Raw genomic sequence first — 19718 nt, forward strand, 5'->3', positions numbered from 1 at the left:
TCCACAAAGTCTTTTAAGGCGGGATAGCTTTTTTGCAGGCAAAGCATAGTGCGCTAATGATAGCAGGAATTCTTCTCATCAGCAGCGCTAAAACCTAGCCGGCAATTGTTAACCCCATCAAGCTGTGGAAATGCTTAAATCAATAACCCCGTCCTACATCAACTAATCCAACCGGTTCCCTTCCCGCTTCGATGGCTTGGATATTGGCAACCACCTGGTCCATTGCCACTTCAGGTAAAGTGATAGCAGCAATATGTGGGGTGATAGTAATCCGAGGATGGCTCCAGAAAGGATGCATCGAAGACAAAGGCTCTTCAGCAAACACATCTAACGTAGCTGCGGCTATTTGACCCACACTCATTGCCGCTAATAAATCCCGCTCTAACAAATGCGCTCCCCGAGCAATATTGATGATATAAGCATTGGCATTCAATTGTGAAAAGAGTGACTGATTAAGGATACCGGCAGTCTCTGGGGTATTAGGCAACAGGTTAATCAGCAATTGTGTTCCTTGGATGAATGCAGGCAATTTTTCTTTACCCGCAAAGCTGGTGACGCCCTCAATGCACTTTGGTGTGCGGCTCCAACAACGAACGGTAAAACCAAACTCAATCAGTTTTTGGGCAACACTTTTTCCTAACACACCAGCGCCAAGGATACCTACCGTGAATTTATCGTGCTGATGTGGCTCCAGGGGTTGCCACAGCTTCTGTTGTTGTTGCAGTTGATATTCGTCCATGCGGCGAAAATAGCGTAATACCGTAGCAACAACATATTCCTGCATCTGTAACGACATTCCAGCATCTTCCAGCCGAATCAGTGGTACTCCTGCAGGTAATGTCCCTGGATAACGCCGCTCTTGATCCAAAATCGCGTCTACCCCTGCCCCCAACGCAAACACCCCTTTCAGTTCAACACAGCTGGCAAGCATTTCCTGAGGCGGCTGCCAAACCAGCGCATAATCCGCAGGTTGCGTGTCACCACGCTGCCATTGCCGAATATTCGCGGTAGGTAAGCGCGACTGTAGCCCTGACAACCACTGTTTTGCATCAAAGAATGGATGATAAAAAATAATATTCATTACTTGCCAGCTCCTTACGAAAGTACTGAATAGACTTCCGCGATTAACCCGCAGATGCAAGTGCTACTCGCACGAAATGCCGATGAAATCAGCAAACTGCGGTAACTTTCGCGAAACAGTAACAAAGCATGCATAAGAAGGTTGACGCTGGGCACACTTTTGCCTACATTACGCCGGTCGACCACGTGAATGCGGTTGATGAGAGTAGAGAAGTAACACGGTGAGGTGTCTGAGTGGCTGAAGGAGCACGCCTGGAAAGTGTGTATACGCGTAAGCGTATCGAGGGTTCGAACCCCTCCCTCACCGCCATATTAAAGTGAAAAGCCCATGAGATTCATGGGCTTTTTTCATTTGACGCGACAGAGAATGGCCAATGTCACTCGCCCTGATTCGTTATCTGCTGAAAGCCGTAATAACAGCGCTATCCTCCCTGCCAAATCCCTTCGTTTTCAAACAACAGATAAAAATAGCCGCGACTCCGCTATTTATCGACCTTGGGACTCTGTTTAAGAAAGTATTCGGTGACAGTCAGTGCCTACAAAAAAATATGATGGGTGTGAAGTTTCATCAGGAATATCTACAAAAATTAGCCTGTTGCCATAAAACTCTCCCCATCATTGGAGTCTCTTATTTAAAGGAACAGCAAAATAACAAAAACCTTTCTTTAAGAATACACACGCCTGATGGAAATTATGACGACCTGCCATTTATGGCTCACTCAATATTGAGTGTGTTCAACATTTAAACTGAGGATTTTCCTAAAATATTATGATGGCGTTTTCTGAAACTTTGGTTTAGATCATGTTCCACCTTCTCTTAGGCATGAAATTAAATATTCCATTAATAGTTAATGATTTACAGTTATTCGAATTTTCCGCGGCGTTCCAGATTAACTTCAAACGTAGCGTCAGATATCCATTAAGATGAAATAACAAGTATCCCTATTAAATCATAAGAGCCAATTGTTATTAATTGGTTATGCTGCCCTTGAAAATCACATGTTACAACGTAAAGAGTATTCCAACTCTGAAATATAAACCACAGGGGCATGACAATATGAAAATCTCTTTTATTTTATTATTACTCCTATTTTATCTGCAAAATGCATTGGCTTCTCCCTTGATAGTCGCTCATCGTGCTGGCACTGCCGACTTCCCGGAAAATACCCGACATGCTATCGATTTGTCACTATCAAATGAGGCCAATATCATCTGGATCACGGTTCAACTCAGCAAGGACGGTATTCCAGTCCTCTATCGTCCCAAAGATTTAAGCGAGTTAACTGACGGTAATGGTCTTGTTTCCGAGCACACGTTAGAAGAGTTGCGATTATTAGATGCAGCCTATTATTTTAATCAGGATGGTCAATATGTTTATCGTGGGCGAGGAGTCAAGATTCCTTCATTACATCAGGTACTTTTAAGCTATCCTGACGTGAGATTTATTATTGATATAAAATCCCCCGACGCTGACCCGAAAATAATAGCAAATGCAATAATAGAACTACGCAAAAATATCATATCACCTGAAAGGCTCACTTTCTATTCTACTGAAAGAAAATATCTCGATGCACTCCCTAAATATTTTAATAAATTCGAATCACGTCATAAAACCCGTAAGATTCTGGCTAATGCCGTTATGGCAGATAAATGTGTGATAACCAAAAAAAATAAGGGGTCATTCATTAGTAACCCAAAAAAATATTATGCTTTTGAATTAAGACGTGATGTAAAAGTAGTCGAGAGCTTTACCCTAGGCAAAGGGACGACCCGCACCCAATTAGTTTGGAACCAACGCGCAATGGAGTGCTTCAAGGAAAAGGAAAACGAAGAAGCAAAAGTCTTGCTTATTGGCATAAATTCAGTCGAGGATTATGAATTGGCTAAAAGCCTCGGAGCAGATTATGTGATGGTCGACTCCCCTGTTGCGGCAAAATATTGGCACTAAATAAACATAATTTGTTTGTGATTCATCCTATGTGCGTGCGGAATAACCAGATGACAAGCAACAGATAAAAACTGCTTGACCATCTACCTGCTGCTCACTATAGTACCGCCCCGTTGCAGTGCATAGCGCGGTAACAATACGGTGAGGTGTCTGAGTGGCTGAAGGAGCACGCCTGGAAAGTGTGTATACGCGTAAGTGTATCGAGGGTTCGAACCCCTCTCTCACCGCCATATTTGAGCGAAAGGCTCTGACGAAAGTCAGGGCCTTTTTCTTTGGTGCGTACTCCGGATTTTGTTGATTAAAAAGGCCGTCAACACCGGTCTTTCGCTATACGATCGTCCAATGGAGAAAATGGCATTAATTGGCTATAAACCTCCTGATTCCGTCCTTGCCACTTGGCCTGATACAAAGCTTCATCGGTCATTTTTAATGCTTTTAACATCGACATTCCAGGTAAGTGCAGAGATGCCCCTATTGAAGTTGTCGCTTTGATTTTTCGTCCATCGACTAATTTTATCTCTAAGCTTTCAACGCACCGCCGAACGCTCTATAAAGTCCTCATCTCTAGTTGCCGACCTCAGTTAACAGGATATCTCCCCCCAAGGTGGTCAGTGCCTCTGAACTTAAAGCTTATTGCTCAGTTTCTCACATCTGATGCTAAAAAAAGACGCTACCGCTGATAATGGTGACTTTTTATTAAATCGTACGCAAAATTGCCTTGCCTGGTATGAATCGCTTAATTTAAACCACTTTATAAAACGGCTAGTTATCTACATTTCTGTCAGAGATTGATATACATCTAGATTTCATACTGCTATTTGGCGTATCGTTGTTGTCTGCTACTCGAGACGGACCCTTATTGGCCCGCCATTTATTTTGTCTTTTCTTTATTTGGTTTGCACCTTAGATGAAAACGCACGGAATTAACGGCATTAGGCTGTTCAGCGCGATTATTGACGCTTGCTGGCGAGAAACCTATACCTTTCAACGTCTTACAAAAGATATAATTGCCGGTGTTACTGTCGGTATTATTGCCATTCCACTGGCTATGGCACTGGCAATTGCCAGTGGTGTTCCCCCACAGTACGGTTTATATACTTCAGCTATCGCCGGGATTGTTATTGCAGTCAGCGGTGGCTCCCGTTATAGCGTATCCGGCCCTACTGCGGCCTTTGTGGTTATTCTTTATCCTGTATCACAACAATTTGGTCTAGCCGGTTTATTACTGGCAACATTACTCTCCGGTGTATTTTTACTGTGCATGGGGTTGGGGAGGCTAGGCCGTTTAATTGAATATATTCCGCTGTCAGTCACTCTCGGTTTTACCTCGGGAATCGGTATCACCATTGCCACGATGCAAGTGAAAGATTTCTTTGGTTTACATCTAGCGGAAGTGCCCGAGACTTATGTAGGTAAAGTGACCGCCTTGGCGCAAGCCATGCCAACCATCAACTTCAGTGATACCTTAATTGCTACCGTTACTCTGATGGTATTGATCCTCTGGCCACGTTTAAAACTAAAGTTACCGGGTCACTTACCGGCCCTCATCGCGGGTACAGCCGTTATGGGGGTCTTATCACTTTTTGACCATCAGGTCGCCACTATTGGCTCACGTTTTGGTTATTTACTGGCTGATGGGACTCAAGGCCAGGGTATTCCCCCTATTCTGCCGCAATTTGTCTTACCCTGGCATTTACCGGCCGCGAACGGGGAAGAGTTTGTTTTGAACTGGGCGATATTTTCGGCGCTACTACCGGCCGCCTTTTCGATGGCCATGCTAGGGGCGATTGAGTCGCTACTATGCGCGGTAGTTCTTGACGGTATGACCGGAAAAAAACATCACTCAAACAGTGAGTTAATCGGTCAGGGGCTGGGTAATATGGTAGCGCCATTCTTTGGTGGCATCACCGCAACAGCCGCCATTGCGCGGTCGGCGGCTAACGTCCGCGCTGGGGCTACCTCGCCGGTATCGGCTATTATCCATGCTCTATTAGTGTTATTGGCTTTATTGATTCTGGCGCCGATGTTGTCTTATCTGCCACTGGCAGCAATGGCTTCCTTGCTATTAATCGTGGCCTGGAACATGAGTGAGGCTCATAAAGTAGTCAACCTACTACGCCGTGGGCCTAAAGACGATATTATCGTGATGCTGCTGTGTATGAGCCTGACGGTGTTATTCGATATGGTGATAGCAATCACGGTGGGTATCGTGTTGGCCTCACTGCTGTTTATGCGCCGCATTGCGCGCATGACGCAGCTGAGTGAAATACCTACAGCTGTTGATGAGAAGACGCTAGTATTGCGGGTAAATGGGCCGCTGTTTTTCGCTGCCGCTGAGCGGATATTTAGTGAGTTATTGAGCCGCTGTGAAAATTACCACACTATCATTTTGCAATGGGATGCCGTCCCAGTTCTCGATGCGGGGGGACTGAATGCGTTTCTGCGCTTCACAGAGGCCTTAGACGAGCATCAGCAGCTCATTATCACGGATATCCCTTTCCAACCATTAAAGACGCTGGCAAGAGCACGGGTGCAAGCTATTGAAGGTAAGTTGAGTTTCTATAGCTCACTACCGGAAGCATTGGCGGCATTACAGCCGAAATAATTTTCTTCATGATCAACATCTTTTTCTTTTTCGCGATCAAAAAAGGCAGCATAGATAGCTGCCTTTTTATTTATTCACCGCTACAAACGTCAAGGATGCAGGAGAGTGGATTACTTGCTGGTATCCAGTTCTGGGAAGCTTTTCACCAAATCGTCGATAGCTTTCATCTGCACCAAGAACGGCTCCAACTTATCTAATGGCAATGCTGACGGGCCATCACATTTAGCACTGTTTGGCTCAGGGTGTGCTTCAATAAATAACCCAGCCAAACCTACTGCCATACCCGAACGGGCCAGTTCAGCCACTTGCGCGCGGCGGCCGCCGGATGCTGAGCCAAATGGGTCGCGGCATTGCAATGCATGGGTTACGTCGAAAATAACCGGATGACCGCCAGTGGCATTGACCATCACATTGATGCCCAACATATCAACAACCAAATTGTCATAACCGAAGTTGCTACCGCGATCGCAAAGAATAATCTGGTCATTACCGGCTTCTTTGAATTTCTCGACAATATTGCCCATCTGACCGGGGCTAACGAATTGAGGTTTCTTGACATTGATAACCGCGCCTGTACGCGCCATGGCTTCGACTAAATCAGTTTGGCGAGCCAAAAATGCAGGTAACTGGATAACATCAACGACTTCAGCAACGGGCTGGCACTGGCTTATTTCGTGAACATCGGTAATCACTTTCACACCAAATGTCTGTTTCAATTCCTGGAAAATTTTCATCCCTTCTTCCAGACCAGGGCCACGGTAAGAATGAATTGAAGAACGGTTGGCTTTGTCGAATGAGGCTTTAAAGACGTAAGGAATTCCCAGCTTTTGGGTGACGGTCACGTAATGCTCGCAGATGCGCATCGCCAAATCACGAGACTCAAGTACGTTCATGCCGCCAAATAGCACGAAAGGCAGGTCGTTCGCTACCTTGATATCGCCAATGCTAACCACTTTCTGTTCCATACAAATACCTTTCTAAAGGATAAATCGAGATTAATTATAGTGAGTTATTACTCAACAAGGTGATTGCCATAAATATACCCAAAATAATTCGAGTTGCAGGAAGGCGGCCAACACACATGCAGCTTGAAGTATGACGGGTATCAGTGCAACGTCACTCGCTGTTGCTCAATGGAGTGGATCTGCATTTTTATCATTTCAGCAATGGGGTCTTCCGGGCACTGTTCGACAAAATAGCTTAAATCAGAGATAGCAATATGATTGCAATCCAATTGGGCATAAATCAGGCCACGATCGCGAATTTCATACGGGTCATCGGGATCAAAAGCCAACACCGCTTCACTGGCACGCAAGGCCAGCTCCATCTGCTTCTCTTCCATTAATGCTGCTTTCAGCGTATCGAGCATTTTGCGTACAATTAGGGTATTTTCCGCCTCTTCCAAATCCTCATCTTCCAACTCGGCACTCAACCCCAGATTGCCTTTGATCCACACTTCCAGCATATGCTCGTTCAGTGTTTCACCATTCAGTGGGTTAATCAGCCACATTTCTTCATCTAGCCAATCCGCACGCAGAATCAATTGAGTTGGGAAAATAACTGGCATCAATGGCAGCTCCAATTGATGCGCAATGTGCAGGAAAATAACGCCCAGCGACACCGGGGTCCCCTGGCGTTTGTCCAACACGTTATCGAGCCAGATGGCATCTGACAGGCGGTAAACCCCGCCTGCCCCACCAAATTTCCATTTACGATAGAACAGATCGATAAGCACTTCTAATTGCTGATCCTGATTGAGACCGGCGGGCATCGCGGCCTTGGCATCATCAACGAGCTGTTGCAGTTGCTTACGCACATCAGCCAGTGGAAAATTCTGTCGAATCTCCTGGGTAACCAGTAACACCCCATCACACAGGGACGCGTTGTTAAATTCGAAATCAGCAATGCTACTCATAGATATCCCATCAGCAGTGGTAACTTAGTTGTTGCCAGTTTTATAATCAAATACAGGCAACCCAATGCGAGTATAAAGGCAAGCCAGCGGCGATTCTGGCTGCGGGTTCGCTTACCTAATGCGACATAGCCAAGCAGGATATAGATAATAACGCCAAATAGCTTTTCAGTCAGCCATGTTCCTTGCGGACTGAAAGGGTAAAATCCAGTGATAAATATCAATACAATACCGCTGACAAACAGTAGCGTATCATTGATATGCGGCGTTATTTTTACCCAGCGTTTCTCCATCATAGCTGAACCGCGACATTTCCAGAAGAAACGTAACACAAACAGCATAATACTGATAACCACTGTCAGTAAATGCAAATACTTCATGGCGATGTAATCAACCCACATGTCTTTCAGTCCTTAATTTATGCTGAACGGGAATTTTCTTGATTAAGTGCCCCACTGGCCCAGCGTCACACGATCATTATTACCATAATCTTTATGTGTCATTACAGCACTAAATCCCACTTCTTTAAGGTGTTTCTGTACTGTATTGGCTTGCTGCCAGCCGTGTTCCAGCATTAACCAGCCTCCCGCTTCTAAATAAGCCGGTGACTGGCGGATAATCTCCACCAAATCAGCCATACCTTTTGCTGAGGCCACCAGCGCACTGTGTGGTTCATAGCGCACATCGCCCTCATTAAGATGAGGGTCATTGGCATCAATATAAGGAGGGTTGCTAACAATAAGAGTAAATCGCCCACTCACTGACTCAAACCAACAACTTTGCAAGAAATGCACATTATTTATCGCGAGTTTCTCGGCATTATGGCGCGCCAGAGCAACGGCTTCCGCTTTAATATCAACGCCCACCACTGCGCAATCCGGGCGTTCACTGGCTAATGCCAAAGCAATAGCGCCAGTGCCCGTCCCTAAATCCAGAATGTGGCAAGGCGTGGTGGGTAAATGCGCCAAAGCTTGCTCGACCAAGCATTCGGTGTCGGGGCGAGGAATTAATGTAGCGGAGGAAACACTCAATGGCAGGGACCAAAACTCACGCTCCCCGACCAAATAGGCAATCGGCTCCCCCTGTTCACGGCGCGCCGCTAAGGATTCCAATACCGCCAACTGCTCAGTGGTAATGGGGGTTTCACCAAAAGCCAGTAAATAAGTTCGCGCCCGCCCAGTGACAAAATTCAGCAGAATCTCGGCATCGCGCTTCGGGCTGTCACTTTGGCTAAAACGGGCTGCCGTTAATGACAGCCAGTGCTGATAATCCATTAGTCTTGCTCGGACAACGCGGAGAGTTGATCAGCTTGATACTCTTGCACAATCGGCTGGATCAGCATATCCAGTTTACCTTCCATGACTTCATCCAGACGATAAAGTGTCAAGTTGATGCGATGGTCAGTCACGCGCCCTTGCGGGAAGTTATAAGTGCGATTACGGTCAGAACGATCGCCGGACCCTAACAAGTTACGGCGCTCAGAGGCCTCAGCCAGTTGGCGTTTTTGCATTTCTGCGGCACGGATACGTGCACCCAACACCGACATCGCCTTGGCTTTGTTCTTATGCTGTGAGCGCTCGTCCTGGCATTCCACCACAATTCCAGTTGGAATATGGGTGATCCTAATGGCAGAGTCGGTGGTGTTAACGTGCTGACCACCCGCTCCTGAAGAGCGGAAAGTATCAATACGCAAGTCACCGGCGTTAATTTCTGGCATTTCGGCTTCTGGAATCGCTGGCATCACCGCCACAGTACAAGCGGAGGTATGGATACGACCCTGTGATTCGGTTTCTGGCACGCGCTGAACACGGTGACCGCCCGATTCAAACTTTAATTGGCCGAAGACACCGTCACCGGACACCTTGGCAATCACTTCTTTATAACCGCCATGTTCACCTTCACTGGCGCTCATGATTTCCACTTTCCAGCGGCGAGACTCAGCATAGCGGCTATACATACGGAACATGTCACCGGCAAAAATAGCCGCTTCATCGCCCCCGGTTCCGGCACGGATTTCCAGGAAGCAATCGCGTTCATCATCAGGGTCTTTGGGCAATAACAGAACTTGCAATTGCTGTTCCAGCTCTTCACTACGAGCTTTAGCTTCTTTCAGTTCGTCCTGTGCCATTTCGCGCATTTCGGGATCTTCGAGCATCATTTCTGCCGCTTCGATATCATCTTGCACACTGCGCCATTCTTTAAAACAGCGAGTGACATCCGTCAATTGCGCATATTCACGTGATAACGCGCGGAAACGGTCTTGGTCGGCAATAACATTGGCATCGCCAAGGTGCGCTAACACTTCTTCGTGGCGCTCTTGTAACGCTTCCAATTTAGCAACAATAGAAGACTTCATCCGTGGTTTTAAACCCTGTAATTAGAGGAAACTAGTGCTGATCCAGCCCAAGGCTGTCGCGTAATAATTGCAACCGCTCCATATCGCCATCGCTGGCAGCTTGCTGGAGGGATTTGGTGGGGGCATGAATCAGGCGGTTAGTTAGCTTGTGGGCCAGTTCATTGACCACCTGTTCAACATTAGCACCCTGTTCAATGGCGGCTAATGCTCTTGCCGTCATCTCACTGCGAACCTGTTCAGCTTGTGAGCGGTAATCACGAATGGTTTCAACCGCTCCCTGAGCGCGTAACCAGGTCATAAAATTCATGCTTTCTTGCTGCACTATTGATTCGGCCTGAACTGCAGCAGCCTGACGTTGCGCCATATTGTGTTGAATAATCGCCTGTAAATCATCAACACTGTATAAATAGGCATTCGATAGTTTACCCACTTCCGGCTCAATATCACGCGGCACCGCGATATCAACAAACAACATCGGCTGATTGCGGCGACTTTTCAGTGCGCGCTCCACCATCCCTTTACCAATAATTGGCAATGGGCTGGCGGTGGAACTGATAATAATATCAGCATCGGCCAGACGGGCATCAATTTCTGGCAAAGTGATCACCTCAGCCCCAACCTCGGTCGCCAGCGCTTGAGCACGCTCACGGGTACGGTTGGCGATAATCATATGCTTGACTTGGTGCTCTCGCAGATGGCGGGCGACCAGCTCAATGGTTTCACCGGCACCGACCAGCAACACATTCAATTCAGAGAGTGACTCAAAGATTTGCCGCGCCAATGTACAAGCCGCAAACGCCACCGAAACGGCACTGGCACCAATTTCAGTTTCTGTGCGTACCCGTTTTGCCACAGAGAAAGACTTTTGGAATAACCGCTCCAATTCACCGGAGAGCGATTGCTCGCGCTGAGATTCCGCAAAGGCTTTTTTTACCTGCCCCAGAATTTGTGGCTCGCCCAATACTAAAGAGTCCAGCCCACTGGCGACGCGCATCAGATGGCTCACTGCGTCATTGCCATGATGCCAATACAGACTCTTTTTCACTTCATCCGGGCTGAGTTTATGATAGTTACACAACCAAGTGATCAGTTGTTCATGCAGGTTTTCTTGCTGTTCTACGCTGAGATATAGCTCAGTTCGGTTGCACGTAGACAACACGACACCGCCCTGCACCAACGGCTGTTGGAGCAAGCTAGCGAGTGCCTGATCGATCGATTCCGGTGAAAATGTCACTCGTTCACGTAACGATACAGGTGCGGTTTTGTGGTTAATGCCTAATGCAAGCAGAGTCATGAGAACGGCTTCGAGTAATACTGATGTTAGTATGGATTCTCGTCTGAACCGCATTCTACTTGATGCGCGAGATCAATAAAAGTCACAGTGCAATATCCTAACTATTATCATAAATTATGCTTAAAAATTGGTTATCCGTTGTACAACAATATTGCTTATACCCAATACAAAAGAGAACAAAATATTGACGCTCCGCCTTCAGGCCGCTAGCGTGAACAAAAATGATGCCCTTTATTCGGACGTATCACCCGGATTTGCTTTATCATTAAGTTGCTTGATCAAACGTGCCGCCAGTGAAAAAACCTGCGACCGATAGGATTTATACCCATATGCCTCAGCGCAAAATCAGTTTTTATCGCCTGCTTCCATTAGCTACTCTGCTGTTAGCAGCCTGTAGCACCACGCCGCCGTCTGGCCCGGCGACCAGCCCTACATCGCCACAATGGCGTCAGCATGAACAACAATTACAGCAATTGAGCCAATTTCAAACTCGGGGTGCTTTTGCTTATCTGTCAGAAAAACAAAAAGTTTATGCCCGTTTCTTCTGGCAACAAACCGCCCCAGAGCGCTATCGCCTGTTGCTGACCAACCCACTGGGTAGCACCGAGCTAGAATTGGTCGTACAACCGGGTGTGACCCAATTGACTGACAATCAGGGCAAGCGCTATGTCAGTAATGACCCACAAGAAATGATTCAAAAATTAACCGGAATGTCTATTCCGTTAGCAAGTTTACGCCAATGGATTCTAGGGCTACCTGGCGATACGACCGATTTCACCCTCGACGATAAATATCGCCTGAAACAGCTGACTTATCAACAAAATGGCGTAACCTGGGTGGTTAATTATCAAGAATACAATACTCAAGTCACACCAGCGTTACCTAGTCGTATGGAATTGAGTCAGGGCGAGCAGCGCATCAAACTGAAGATGGATAACTGGGCGGCCCAATAGTATGACTCATACCAATCAACATATTTGGCCCTCGCCCGCAAAATTGAATTTATTTCTTTATATCACCGGGCGACGTGCTGATGGTTACCATCAATTACAGACTTTGTTCCAATTTCTCGATTATGGCGACGAACTGACGATTGTGCCGCGGGACGATGAACAAATTCGGTTATTGACTCCAATTCCCGGTGTGGAAAACGAGCAAAATCTGATAATCCGCGCGGCGCGGTTACTGCAAAAATACCCCAGTGCGGCGGCAGTATCTCGAGGGGCGGATATTAGCATCGATAAACGTTTGCCCATGGGCGGTGGGCTGGGTGGCGGTTCTTCCAATGCAGCGACAGTGTTAGTGGCACTCAATACTTTGTGGGAATGTGGCTTATCTGATGAAGAATTAGCCGCTCTCGGCCTTCAGTTAGGGGCCGACGTGCCCGTTTTTGTGCACGGACATGCGGCCTTTGCCGAGGGAATTGGTGAAAAGTTGCACCCCGCCGAGCCTGTAGAGAAGTGGTATTTGGTGGTTCACCCCGGTGTAAGCATCCCAACGCCCATTATTTTTTCCGATCCTGAATTAAAAAGAAATACGCCAGTACGCCCACTGGCGGCGCTTTTAAGTGCTCCTTACGCAAATGATTGCGAACCGATCGCAAGAAAACGTTTTCGCGAGGTTGAACAGGTTCTTTCATGGCTGTTAGAATACGCTCCGTCACGCCTCACCGGAACCGGCGCTTGTGTCTTTGCAGAATTTGACACTGAGTCATCGGCCCGGCAGGTGTTAAGTATTGCCCCAGAGTGGTTGCACGGTTTTGTCGCCCGTGGCGTGAACGTTTCGCCATTGCATCGCGCACGCTCTGGGAAATTTGAAAACGGTGAGTACAGATAAGAATGCACAGCAAGGGTCTAGATCATGGCACCACTGACCTGAGTTTGTGAAAATACCTGTCCCACTGGTTTGAAAGCCGGTCCATAATGTTGTTTTTGACTTTAAATACCCGTATGTATATTGCAATCAGTATGAATAACCGCCCGTGATTACTGATCTGACAATATCTTCTCTGGACGCATGCCTGAGGTTCTTCTCGTGCCTGATATGAAGCTTTTTGCTGGTAACGCCACCCCGGAACTAGCACAACGTATTGCCAACCGTTTGTACACCAGTCTTGGTGACGCCGCTGTAGGTCGTTTTAGCGACGGCGAAGTGAGCGTGCAAATCAACGAAAATGTACGCGGTGGTGATATTTTCATCATCCAGTCCACCTGCGCACCCACGAACGATAACCTGATGGAACTGGTTGTCATGGTTGATGCCCTGCGTCGCGCCTCCGCAGGCCGTATTACTGCTGTTATTCCTTACTTCGGCTACGCCCGTCAGGATCGCCGTGTGCGCTCCGCTCGTGTACCTATCACTGCCAAAGTTGTTGCCGATTTTCTCTCAAGTGTTGGGGTTGACCGCGTATTGACAGTGGATCTTCATGCTGAACAGATCCAAGGCTTCTTTGATGTTCCGGTTGATAACGTATTTGGTAGCCCAATCCTGCTGGAAGATATGTTGCAGCAGAATCTGGAAAACCCAATTGTTGTTTCTCCCGACATTGGTGGCGTTGTTCGCGCCAGAGCCATCGCAAAATTGCTGAACGATACTGATATGGCGATTATCGACAAACGCCGTCCACGCGCTAACGTTTCTCAGGTGATGCATATCATCGGTGATGTTGCTGGCCGTGACTGTGTATTAGTTGACGATATGATCGATACCGGTGGCACTTTGTGTAAAGCGGCAGAAGCATTGAAAGAACGTGGTGCCAAGCGTGTATTCGCTTACGCAACTCACCCGATCTTCTCTGGTAATGCGGTTGAAAACATCAAACACTCCGTGATTGACGAAGTGATTGTTTGTGACACAATTCCGTTATCAGCTGAAATCAAAGCATTGAAAAATGTACGAACTCTGACACTATCTGGCATGTTGGCTGAAGCCATCCGCCGTATCAGTAATGAAGAGTCGATCTCTGCGATGTTTGAGCATTAATCAATAATCGGGAGTGGATATCCCTGCGGTGCTATTTGGCCGCAGTTAGCCATGATGAGCCTCTTTGGGCATTATGTTGGGGTATGCATGACGGATAGATGATGAAGAACTATACCCTAAATCATTCGAGTTGCAGGAAGCCGACCAACGCACATACAGCTTGAACGATGACGGGTATAAAGCAGATAAAGAAAAACCCGTTGATGCAGATGCAACAACGGGTTTTCTACTTTAGGTCTATAAGTTCCTGGTCTATAAGTTCTTGGTCTATAGATTCTTGATTAACAGATTCTTGGGTCGTCATTCACTCCTCCTGAACATCAGCTCAATTTAAAGCTGTAGTAACAGGCTATGATTTGTCATACACCACGGTCAACACTCAGATTTTATGAGTGGCGTTGGTTATTACGAGTGCAACGTTTATCAAAGTGCTTAACCCACCAATAGCGGTCTGCAACTTCTTCACGCCCGCCAATACGAGCGCCAACCAACCATAACAATGCACCAACAAAAATGCTCATTACTGCACCATGGGCAAAGAATTGTGGTAGGCCAAACTGAGTCACTTCAGCCAAAATTGAGTAACCTACCCCAACGACCATGGTCACCAATCCCAGCCCCATCAGCACATTACCAAGCCTTGATGCGGTTCTACGTTTCATAAGCCACCTCCACTTGAGTTGCCAATAAATAATCACTTAGCTGCGCATACAAAAATGCTTGCTTAATGCGATTATTCATGTCCACTTAATAACTTAGTATAGTCAGGCTGCTGATGAAGGTGTTGCGCTGGCGATCACATCTAAGGAATATATTTCGACAAATCTTTACACTTTCCAGACATTTGGCATTGAAATTGAATTATTACACATATTAACTATTCACATATTGAACTATTAATTCCAAATAAATTCATACTGCCAGTTTTGTCATTACGCGCCATGACGGGTAAACTGTCACACTTTAATTCCTTTAGTAATAGCGAATGACGACGTGAGCAGCATTAAATTAATCGTTGGGCTGGCAAATCCGGGTGCTGAATACGCCCAAACTCGCCATAATGCGGGGGCTTGGTATGTGGACTTATTAGCGCAACGCCACAACCAGCAACTGAAAGAAGAAAGTAAATTCTTCGGTTATACCGCACGGTTAAACCTGGCGGGCCAAGATGTGCGCTTGCTGGTGCCGTCTACATTTATGAATTTAAGTGGCAAAGCTGTTGCGGCAATGGCTGGGTTTTACCGCATCCTACCGGAAGAAATTTTAGTCGCACATGATGAGCTGGATATCCCACCCGGTGTGGCGAAATTGAAATTGGGAGGAGGCAATGGTGGCCATAATGGCCTGAAAGACATTCAGAGCAGGCTCGGCAATAATCCAAATTTCTATCGTTTACGCATAGGTATCGGCCATCCTGGCGATAAAAGTAAAGTCACCGGTTTTGTTCTCGGTAAACCGCCGGCTAGCGAACAAACCTTAATTGACGACGCGATTGATGAGTCTATTCGCTGTACTGAAATACTGCTGAAAGAAGATATTACCAAGGCAATGAATCGCCTGCATTCATTTAAAGCCACGGCATAGCGGTTCGTCCGTTCCCCGGAAAGCGACGGTGCGCCGGGGAAGTTATCTTCCACTTTATTCGTTTTTATTGCACAACGCATTGATTCCCTGCTGACCTTCACCGGTCAGGACAACACCGGCAATAATCACTCTAACACGCCCGAGAAAATGATTACTTTTACCGTCATATTCATCCGCAATATCTTGTAGCGCCTCGCTGCAAAAAAGTTTCTCCCAATCAGCAGCTTTTTTCTTATTATCAGATAAATCGTGGCTACGCTCGAACTTGTCATTTATGGCAGTGAACGTCAATTGAACACTGTCAAAATCCTCATACAACGTCTTTTTTTTGTAACCCACATATCTCACGCTTTTACCTGATTGATTTTCTATCTGCACGCCATATTGATCGACTAACTGGGCAAAAGTTGGCCCCGAAGGTTCAGTTTCTGCCGTCAGAAACCACATACCCAAAATGCCCACCGCGCCCCCAAATAAAATCACTATTAACCATTTATAGATATTCATTTCCATGGGGATAATCCAAATTCAGTCTGTAGACCCTAATGACATGTTATCGGACATTAATCAGAAAACTTCAGATAACAGAAACGTGATCTCGGGCACAGAGTTAGATAAATCAATTACCTATGTGCCATTACGATAAAAGCAATATCCACAACGAAAGAGCATGATCGAGATAAATCGCCATTATGTGTATAATGGCGGCATAAATTTTGATTACATCGGCCTGTTAAATCTAACTGGTTGATTTTTAAGTTATTTAAGGTGATATAAAACATGGGATTCAAATGCGGTATTGTGGGCTTGCCTAACGTTGGTAAATCCACCCTGTTCAACGCGTTGACACAAGCGGGCATCGAAGCAGCTAACTTCCCGTTCTGCACCATTGAACCCAATACGGGCGTGGTGCCAATGCCGGACCCGCGTCTGGATCAACTGGCTGAGATCGTTAAACCTCAGCGCATATTGCCAACGACCATGGAGTTCGTTGATATTGCGGGCCTGGTCAAAGGCGCGTCCAAAGGCGAAGGTCTGGGTAACCAATTCTTGACTAATATTCGTGAAACCGAAGCGATTGGTCATGTGGTACGTTGTTTTGAAAATGACAATATCATCCATGTTGCTGGCAAAGTTGATCCAGTGGATGACATTGACACCATCAATACTGAGTTGGCTCTTTCCGATCTGGAAACTTGCGAGCGCGCGATTCATCGTGTGCAGAAGAAAGCCAAAGGCGGCGATAAAGATGCTAAAGCTGAACTGGAAGCACTGGAAAAATGTCTACCACATTTAGAGAACGCTGGCATGCTGCGTGCGCTGAATCTGACGACAGAAGATAAAGCAGCCATCCGTTATTTGAGTTTCCTGACACTAAAACCGACTATGTACATTGCTAACGTCAATGAAGACGGTTTCGAAAATAACCCTTATCTGGATCAAGTCCGGGCTATTGCTGCGGGCGAAGGTTCTGTCGTGGTTGCCGTTTGTGCCGCAGTTGAATCTGATATCGCTGAGTTGGAAGATGAAGACCGTGCTGAGTTTATGGCCGAGTTGGGTATTGAAGAGCCCGGTCTGAACCGTGTGATCCGTGCCGGTTATGAGCTGCTGAATTTGCAAACCTACTTCACCGCCGGTGTTAAAGAAGTTCGCGCCTGGACTATCCCTGTCGGCGCAACAGCCCCACAAGCCGCAGGTAAGATTCACACCGACTTTGAAAAAGGCTTTATCCGCGCACAAACTATCGCTTTTGACGACTTTATTACCTACAAAGGTGAGCAAGGTGCGAAAGAAGCCGGGAAAATGCGCTCAGAAGGCAAAGAATACATCGTAAAAGATGGCGATGTGATGAACTTCCTGTTCAACGTCTAAATAGCGTCTGCTGTCTCATGAGGTTTCAGATAACCTTATGGAGAATGATAAACGCCATAAAATCCACGCACTTGCGTGGATTTTTCATTTCACCACATTAATGTATTTTTATAAAAGCGCGACCAGAAATAAGTACAAAGGCAGTACCGCTGCTACCCAATGCCGTACGGCCAAATCTAAAGAAAATCTGCTTCGCACCGCTGATGGTAGTTCCCCCGCTTTTGCAGTAGGCTTTCAGATTATTAAGTTTCTGACGAGTAATCAGCCATTAACATTCAATCACAACAGCGAGATTACTATGCTTCTGTTGTTCAAAAATAAAAAAGCGATTCCACAGTGCTTGCTCAGTTACGGTTTTACCGTATTCGGGGATGATTATCACTACCGTACTCGTCTGTTAAACGGCCAGTTTGAAATGGTCATCACTGTTTCTAAGCTTGAACAAGTTACAGCAACCTTGACGGATATTGGCTCTAATGAGGAATATGTACTCCATCTTGTCGCGGGAAGTTGTGGAGCTTTTGTCGGCAGCGTGCGGGCAGAATATGGAAAGGTATTGTCTGATATTGCCAAAAAGTGCTTTGAGCCGGACATATTTAACAGTGATCAGGCGCAAGCCGTTATTCAATATATCCGCTCAAAATACGGCGATGCGTTAGAGTTTTTGTGGGAGAAATCCCCCACTAGCGCCATCTGGCGGCGGGCGGATAACGCCAAATGGTACGGGGCATTGTTGCTTATTCCCAAAAGCAAATTAGGCGTGGATGACTCTGCGCCCTGTGACGTGCTCAACCTCCGGGCTAGCCCTGAAACTGTCGCCAGGCTTATTGATAACATGCGATATTTTCCTGCTTATCATATGAATAAAAAACACTGGCTTTCACTCTGCTTAGAAAACTCGCTTTCTCTCGAAGAACTTTATTTGCGGATTGACCACAGCTATGCGCTTGCCACTAAATATAAGTTTAATGGCGGTTCTATGCCGGCAGTCGCCTCTCAATTAGAAGATTAAATTTATTCACCGAAATGGGTGATAGCAATCTTTTAACAGGAGTATTAGAAATTCCGTGCGCCGCTACCCCGTGTTGTGGGTTAAGTAAAGTATCGAGAACCTCTTCTGATGGGCCGTTATTCCAATTAACTCGCTGATGTTCTAAATGATACACTTGTTCTGGCTTTTGACGCTTATGGTTCAAATGTTATTATAGCTGGCTGAGGGAATTTGAAATCGCGATGACAAAGGAAACGTTTTGAACACGAAAAGCAGAATACGGTTGTGGCCACGGTTGGCGTCATATGCAATGGTTATCTTGCTATTAGCTGGGTGCTCAAACAAATCAAATCGTGACTATGCCAAGCTACCAAAAGGCAGTTACAACGACAAATCCTATACCGTTAAAAAGGGCGATACCCTCTATTTTATTGCCTGGATCAGTGACAGTGAAGTCAGTGACCTTGCCCGCATAAACAAACTAAAACCTCCTTATCGGCTGGAAGTTGGGCAAAAATTACAACTTGATAACTCAGCTTCATCTGGCCGTCTGACGTCAAATAAACCGAAGTCATCAAGTTCTGCGCTGGCTAAATCAACGCCACCGCCCGGAGCAAGCCGTTGCTGGCGTTGGCCGACCAACGGCCAAGTTATATCCAAGTATTCCACTGCCGATGGCGGCAACAAGGGGATCGATATTGCAGGTAAACGCGGGCAGCCGGTCTATGCATCAGCCAAAGGGCGAGTGGTATACGTCGGAAATCAACTGCGTGGTTATGGCAATCTCATCATGATTAAGCATGGTGAAGATTTCATCACCGCTTACGCCCATAATGACACCATGCTGGTCAATAATGCTCAGGACGTGAAAGCCGGGCAGAAAATAGCCACCATGGGTAGCTCTGGAACGGACACTCTGATGCTGCATTTTCAAATTCGCTACCGGGCAACCGCACTTGACCCACTGCGTTACCTGCCGCCGCAAGGAACAACACCTAAATGTTAATTAGTTAACGTTTTTTATGGCTTTGTACTCTTGCAGATAAACAAAAGGCTCCTGTTTAGGAGCCTTGTTTTTTGGCATTAACTTCAAA

Annotated in this window: 19 protein-coding genes, 2 tRNA genes and 1 pseudogene; 12 read left to right on the plus strand and 10 right to left on the minus strand. The window is 46.5% G+C overall.

Annotation, left to right across the window (positions count from 1 at the left end; translation table 11 throughout):
* Positions 1–139 precede the first annotated feature (139 nt).
* Positions 140–1081 (minus strand): glyoxylate/hydroxypyruvate reductase GhrA, encoded by a 942-nt coding sequence (gene ghrA, locus OVO64_RS04720; protein ID WP_038633425.1) that lies wholly within the window; start codon positions 1079–1081, stop codon positions 140–142.
* A gap of 219 nt (positions 1082–1300) precedes the next feature.
* On the opposite strand from ghrA, the gene OVO64_RS04725 reads away from it, so the two are divergent.
* From OVO64_RS04725 to OVO64_RS04740, 4 genes are all read left to right on the plus strand, one after another.
* Positions 1301–1390, plus strand: a tRNA-Ser gene (locus tag OVO64_RS04725).
* Positions 1391–1454: 64 nt separating this feature from the next.
* Entirely contained in the window at positions 1455–1826 is a 372-nt protein-coding gene (locus OVO64_RS04730; RefSeq protein WP_038633428.1) for a hypothetical protein, read from the plus strand.
* A 311-nt stretch (positions 1827–2137) separates the two neighbouring features.
* The gene (locus tag OVO64_RS04735) at positions 2138–3028 is read left to right on the plus strand and encodes a glycerophosphodiester phosphodiesterase family protein (protein WP_038633431.1); all 891 of its coding nucleotides are present in this window, start codon (positions 2138–2140) and stop codon (positions 3026–3028) included.
* A 140-nt stretch (positions 3029–3168) separates the two neighbouring features.
* Positions 3169–3258: transfer RNA gene (locus tag OVO64_RS04740), tRNA-Ser, on the plus strand.
* 80 nt (positions 3259–3338) lie between these two features.
* Here OVO64_RS04740 and OVO64_RS20490 read toward each other — a convergent pair.
* Positions 3339–3572, minus strand: a pseudogene (locus OVO64_RS20490) (GGDEF domain-containing protein); the annotation flags it as partial.
* Between the two features lie 363 nt (positions 3573–3935).
* Here OVO64_RS20490 and dauA point away from each other — a divergent pair.
* Entirely contained in the window at positions 3936–5633 is a 1698-nt protein-coding gene (gene dauA / locus OVO64_RS04750) for a C4-dicarboxylic acid transporter DauA (RefSeq protein ID WP_050291760.1), read from the plus strand.
* A 110-nt stretch (positions 5634–5743) separates the two neighbouring features.
* Here the strand turns inward: dauA and kdsA are convergent, their stop codons facing one another.
* The 6 genes from kdsA to hemA form a co-directional block, all read right to left on the minus strand.
* Positions 5744–6598 carry a 3-deoxy-8-phosphooctulonate synthase gene (gene kdsA / locus OVO64_RS04755; protein ID WP_145585857.1) on the minus strand — a complete coding sequence of 285 codons (855 nt, stop codon included), beginning with the start codon at positions 6596–6598 and terminating at the stop codon, positions 5744–5746.
* Positions 6599–6738: 140 nt separating this feature from the next.
* Positions 6739–7548, minus strand: coding sequence for an invasion regulator SirB1 (gene sirB1, locus OVO64_RS04760; protein ID WP_050291761.1), 810 nt, complete (start codon positions 7546–7548; stop codon positions 6739–6741).
* Complete coding sequence (locus tag OVO64_RS04765) at positions 7545–7946, minus strand: SirB2 family protein (protein WP_038633442.1); 402 nt, start codon at positions 7944–7946, stop codon at positions 7545–7547. Before OVO64_RS04765 ends, sirB1 begins: the two co-directional genes overlap by 4 nt.
* Before the next feature lie 42 nt (positions 7947–7988).
* A complete protein-coding gene (gene prmC, locus OVO64_RS04770; protein WP_145585859.1) occupies positions 7989–8819 on the minus strand; it encodes a peptide chain release factor N(5)-glutamine methyltransferase in 831 nt (276 codons plus the stop codon).
* Positions 8819–9901, minus strand: coding sequence for a peptide chain release factor 1 (gene prfA, locus OVO64_RS04775; protein WP_038633448.1), 1083 nt, complete (start codon positions 9899–9901; stop codon positions 8819–8821). The genes prmC and prfA overlap by 1 nt, the downstream gene beginning before the upstream one ends.
* A 31-nt stretch (positions 9902–9932) precedes the next feature.
* Positions 9933–11195: a glutamyl-tRNA reductase gene (gene hemA, locus OVO64_RS04780; RefSeq protein ID WP_038633451.1), complete on the minus strand. Its 1263-nt coding sequence runs from the start codon at positions 11193–11195 to the stop codon at positions 9933–9935.
* 329 nt (positions 11196–11524) lie between these two features.
* Here hemA and lolB point away from each other — a divergent pair, with 329 nt between their 5' ends.
* The 3 genes from lolB to prs all read left to right on the plus strand — a co-directional run bounded on the left by lolB (position 11525) and on the right by prs (position 14177).
* Positions 11525–12148, plus strand: coding sequence for a lipoprotein insertase outer membrane protein LolB (lolB, locus tag OVO64_RS04785; RefSeq protein ID WP_038633454.1), 624 nt, complete (start codon positions 11525–11527; stop codon positions 12146–12148).
* Position 12149: 1 nt separating this feature from the next.
* On the plus strand, positions 12150–13031 hold the full coding sequence (ispE, locus tag OVO64_RS04790) for a 4-(cytidine 5'-diphospho)-2-C-methyl-D-erythritol kinase (protein ID WP_050291762.1): 882 nt from the start codon (positions 12150–12152) through the stop codon (positions 13029–13031).
* Positions 13032–13229: 198 nt separating this feature from the next.
* Positions 13230–14177, plus strand: a complete 948-nt coding sequence (prs, locus tag OVO64_RS04795; protein WP_004390739.1) for a ribose-phosphate diphosphokinase — start codon at positions 13230–13232, stop codon at positions 14175–14177.
* Between the two features lie 386 nt (positions 14178–14563).
* Here the strand turns inward: prs and ychH are convergent, their stop codons facing one another.
* Positions 14564–14839, minus strand: coding sequence for a stress-induced protein YchH (ychH, locus tag OVO64_RS04800; RefSeq protein WP_038633461.1), 276 nt, complete (start codon positions 14837–14839; stop codon positions 14564–14566).
* Positions 14840–15170: 331 nt separating this feature from the next.
* Between ychH and pth the strand changes: the two genes are divergently transcribed.
* The gene (pth, locus tag OVO64_RS04805; protein ID WP_038633464.1) at positions 15171–15761 is read left to right on the plus strand and encodes an aminoacyl-tRNA hydrolase; all 591 of its coding nucleotides are present in this window, start codon (positions 15171–15173) and stop codon (positions 15759–15761) included.
* Between the two features lie 54 nt (positions 15762–15815).
* On the opposite strand, the gene OVO64_RS04810 is transcribed toward pth, so the two are convergent.
* On the minus strand, positions 15816–16274 hold the full coding sequence (locus OVO64_RS04810; RefSeq protein ID WP_038633467.1) for a hypothetical protein: 459 nt from the start codon (positions 16272–16274) through the stop codon (positions 15816–15818).
* Positions 16275–16541: 267 nt separating this feature from the next.
* Between OVO64_RS04810 and ychF the strand changes: the two genes are divergently transcribed.
* From ychF to actS, 3 genes are all read left to right on the plus strand, one after another.
* Positions 16542–17633 carry a redox-regulated ATPase YchF gene (gene ychF, locus OVO64_RS04815; protein ID WP_145509742.1) on the plus strand — a complete coding sequence of 364 codons (1092 nt, stop codon included), beginning with the start codon at positions 16542–16544 and terminating at the stop codon, positions 17631–17633.
* A 37-nt stretch (positions 17634–17670) separates the two neighbouring features.
* Positions 17671–18645 (plus strand): MmcQ/YjbR family DNA-binding protein, encoded by a 975-nt coding sequence (locus OVO64_RS04820; RefSeq protein ID WP_235896313.1) that lies wholly within the window; start codon positions 17671–17673, stop codon positions 18643–18645.
* A 256-nt stretch (positions 18646–18901) separates the two neighbouring features.
* The gene (gene actS, locus OVO64_RS04825; RefSeq protein ID WP_038639560.1) at positions 18902–19630 is read left to right on the plus strand and encodes an amidase activator ActS; all 729 of its coding nucleotides are present in this window, start codon (positions 18902–18904) and stop codon (positions 19628–19630) included.
* The last annotated feature ends 88 nt before the right edge of the window (positions 19631–19718 follow it).

Origin of the sequence: Yersinia sp. Marseille-Q5920, from assembly GCF_946902935.1 — a bacterium.
GTDB classification, from domain to species: Bacteria; Pseudomonadota; Gammaproteobacteria; order Enterobacterales; family Enterobacteriaceae; genus Yersinia; species Yersinia rochesterensis.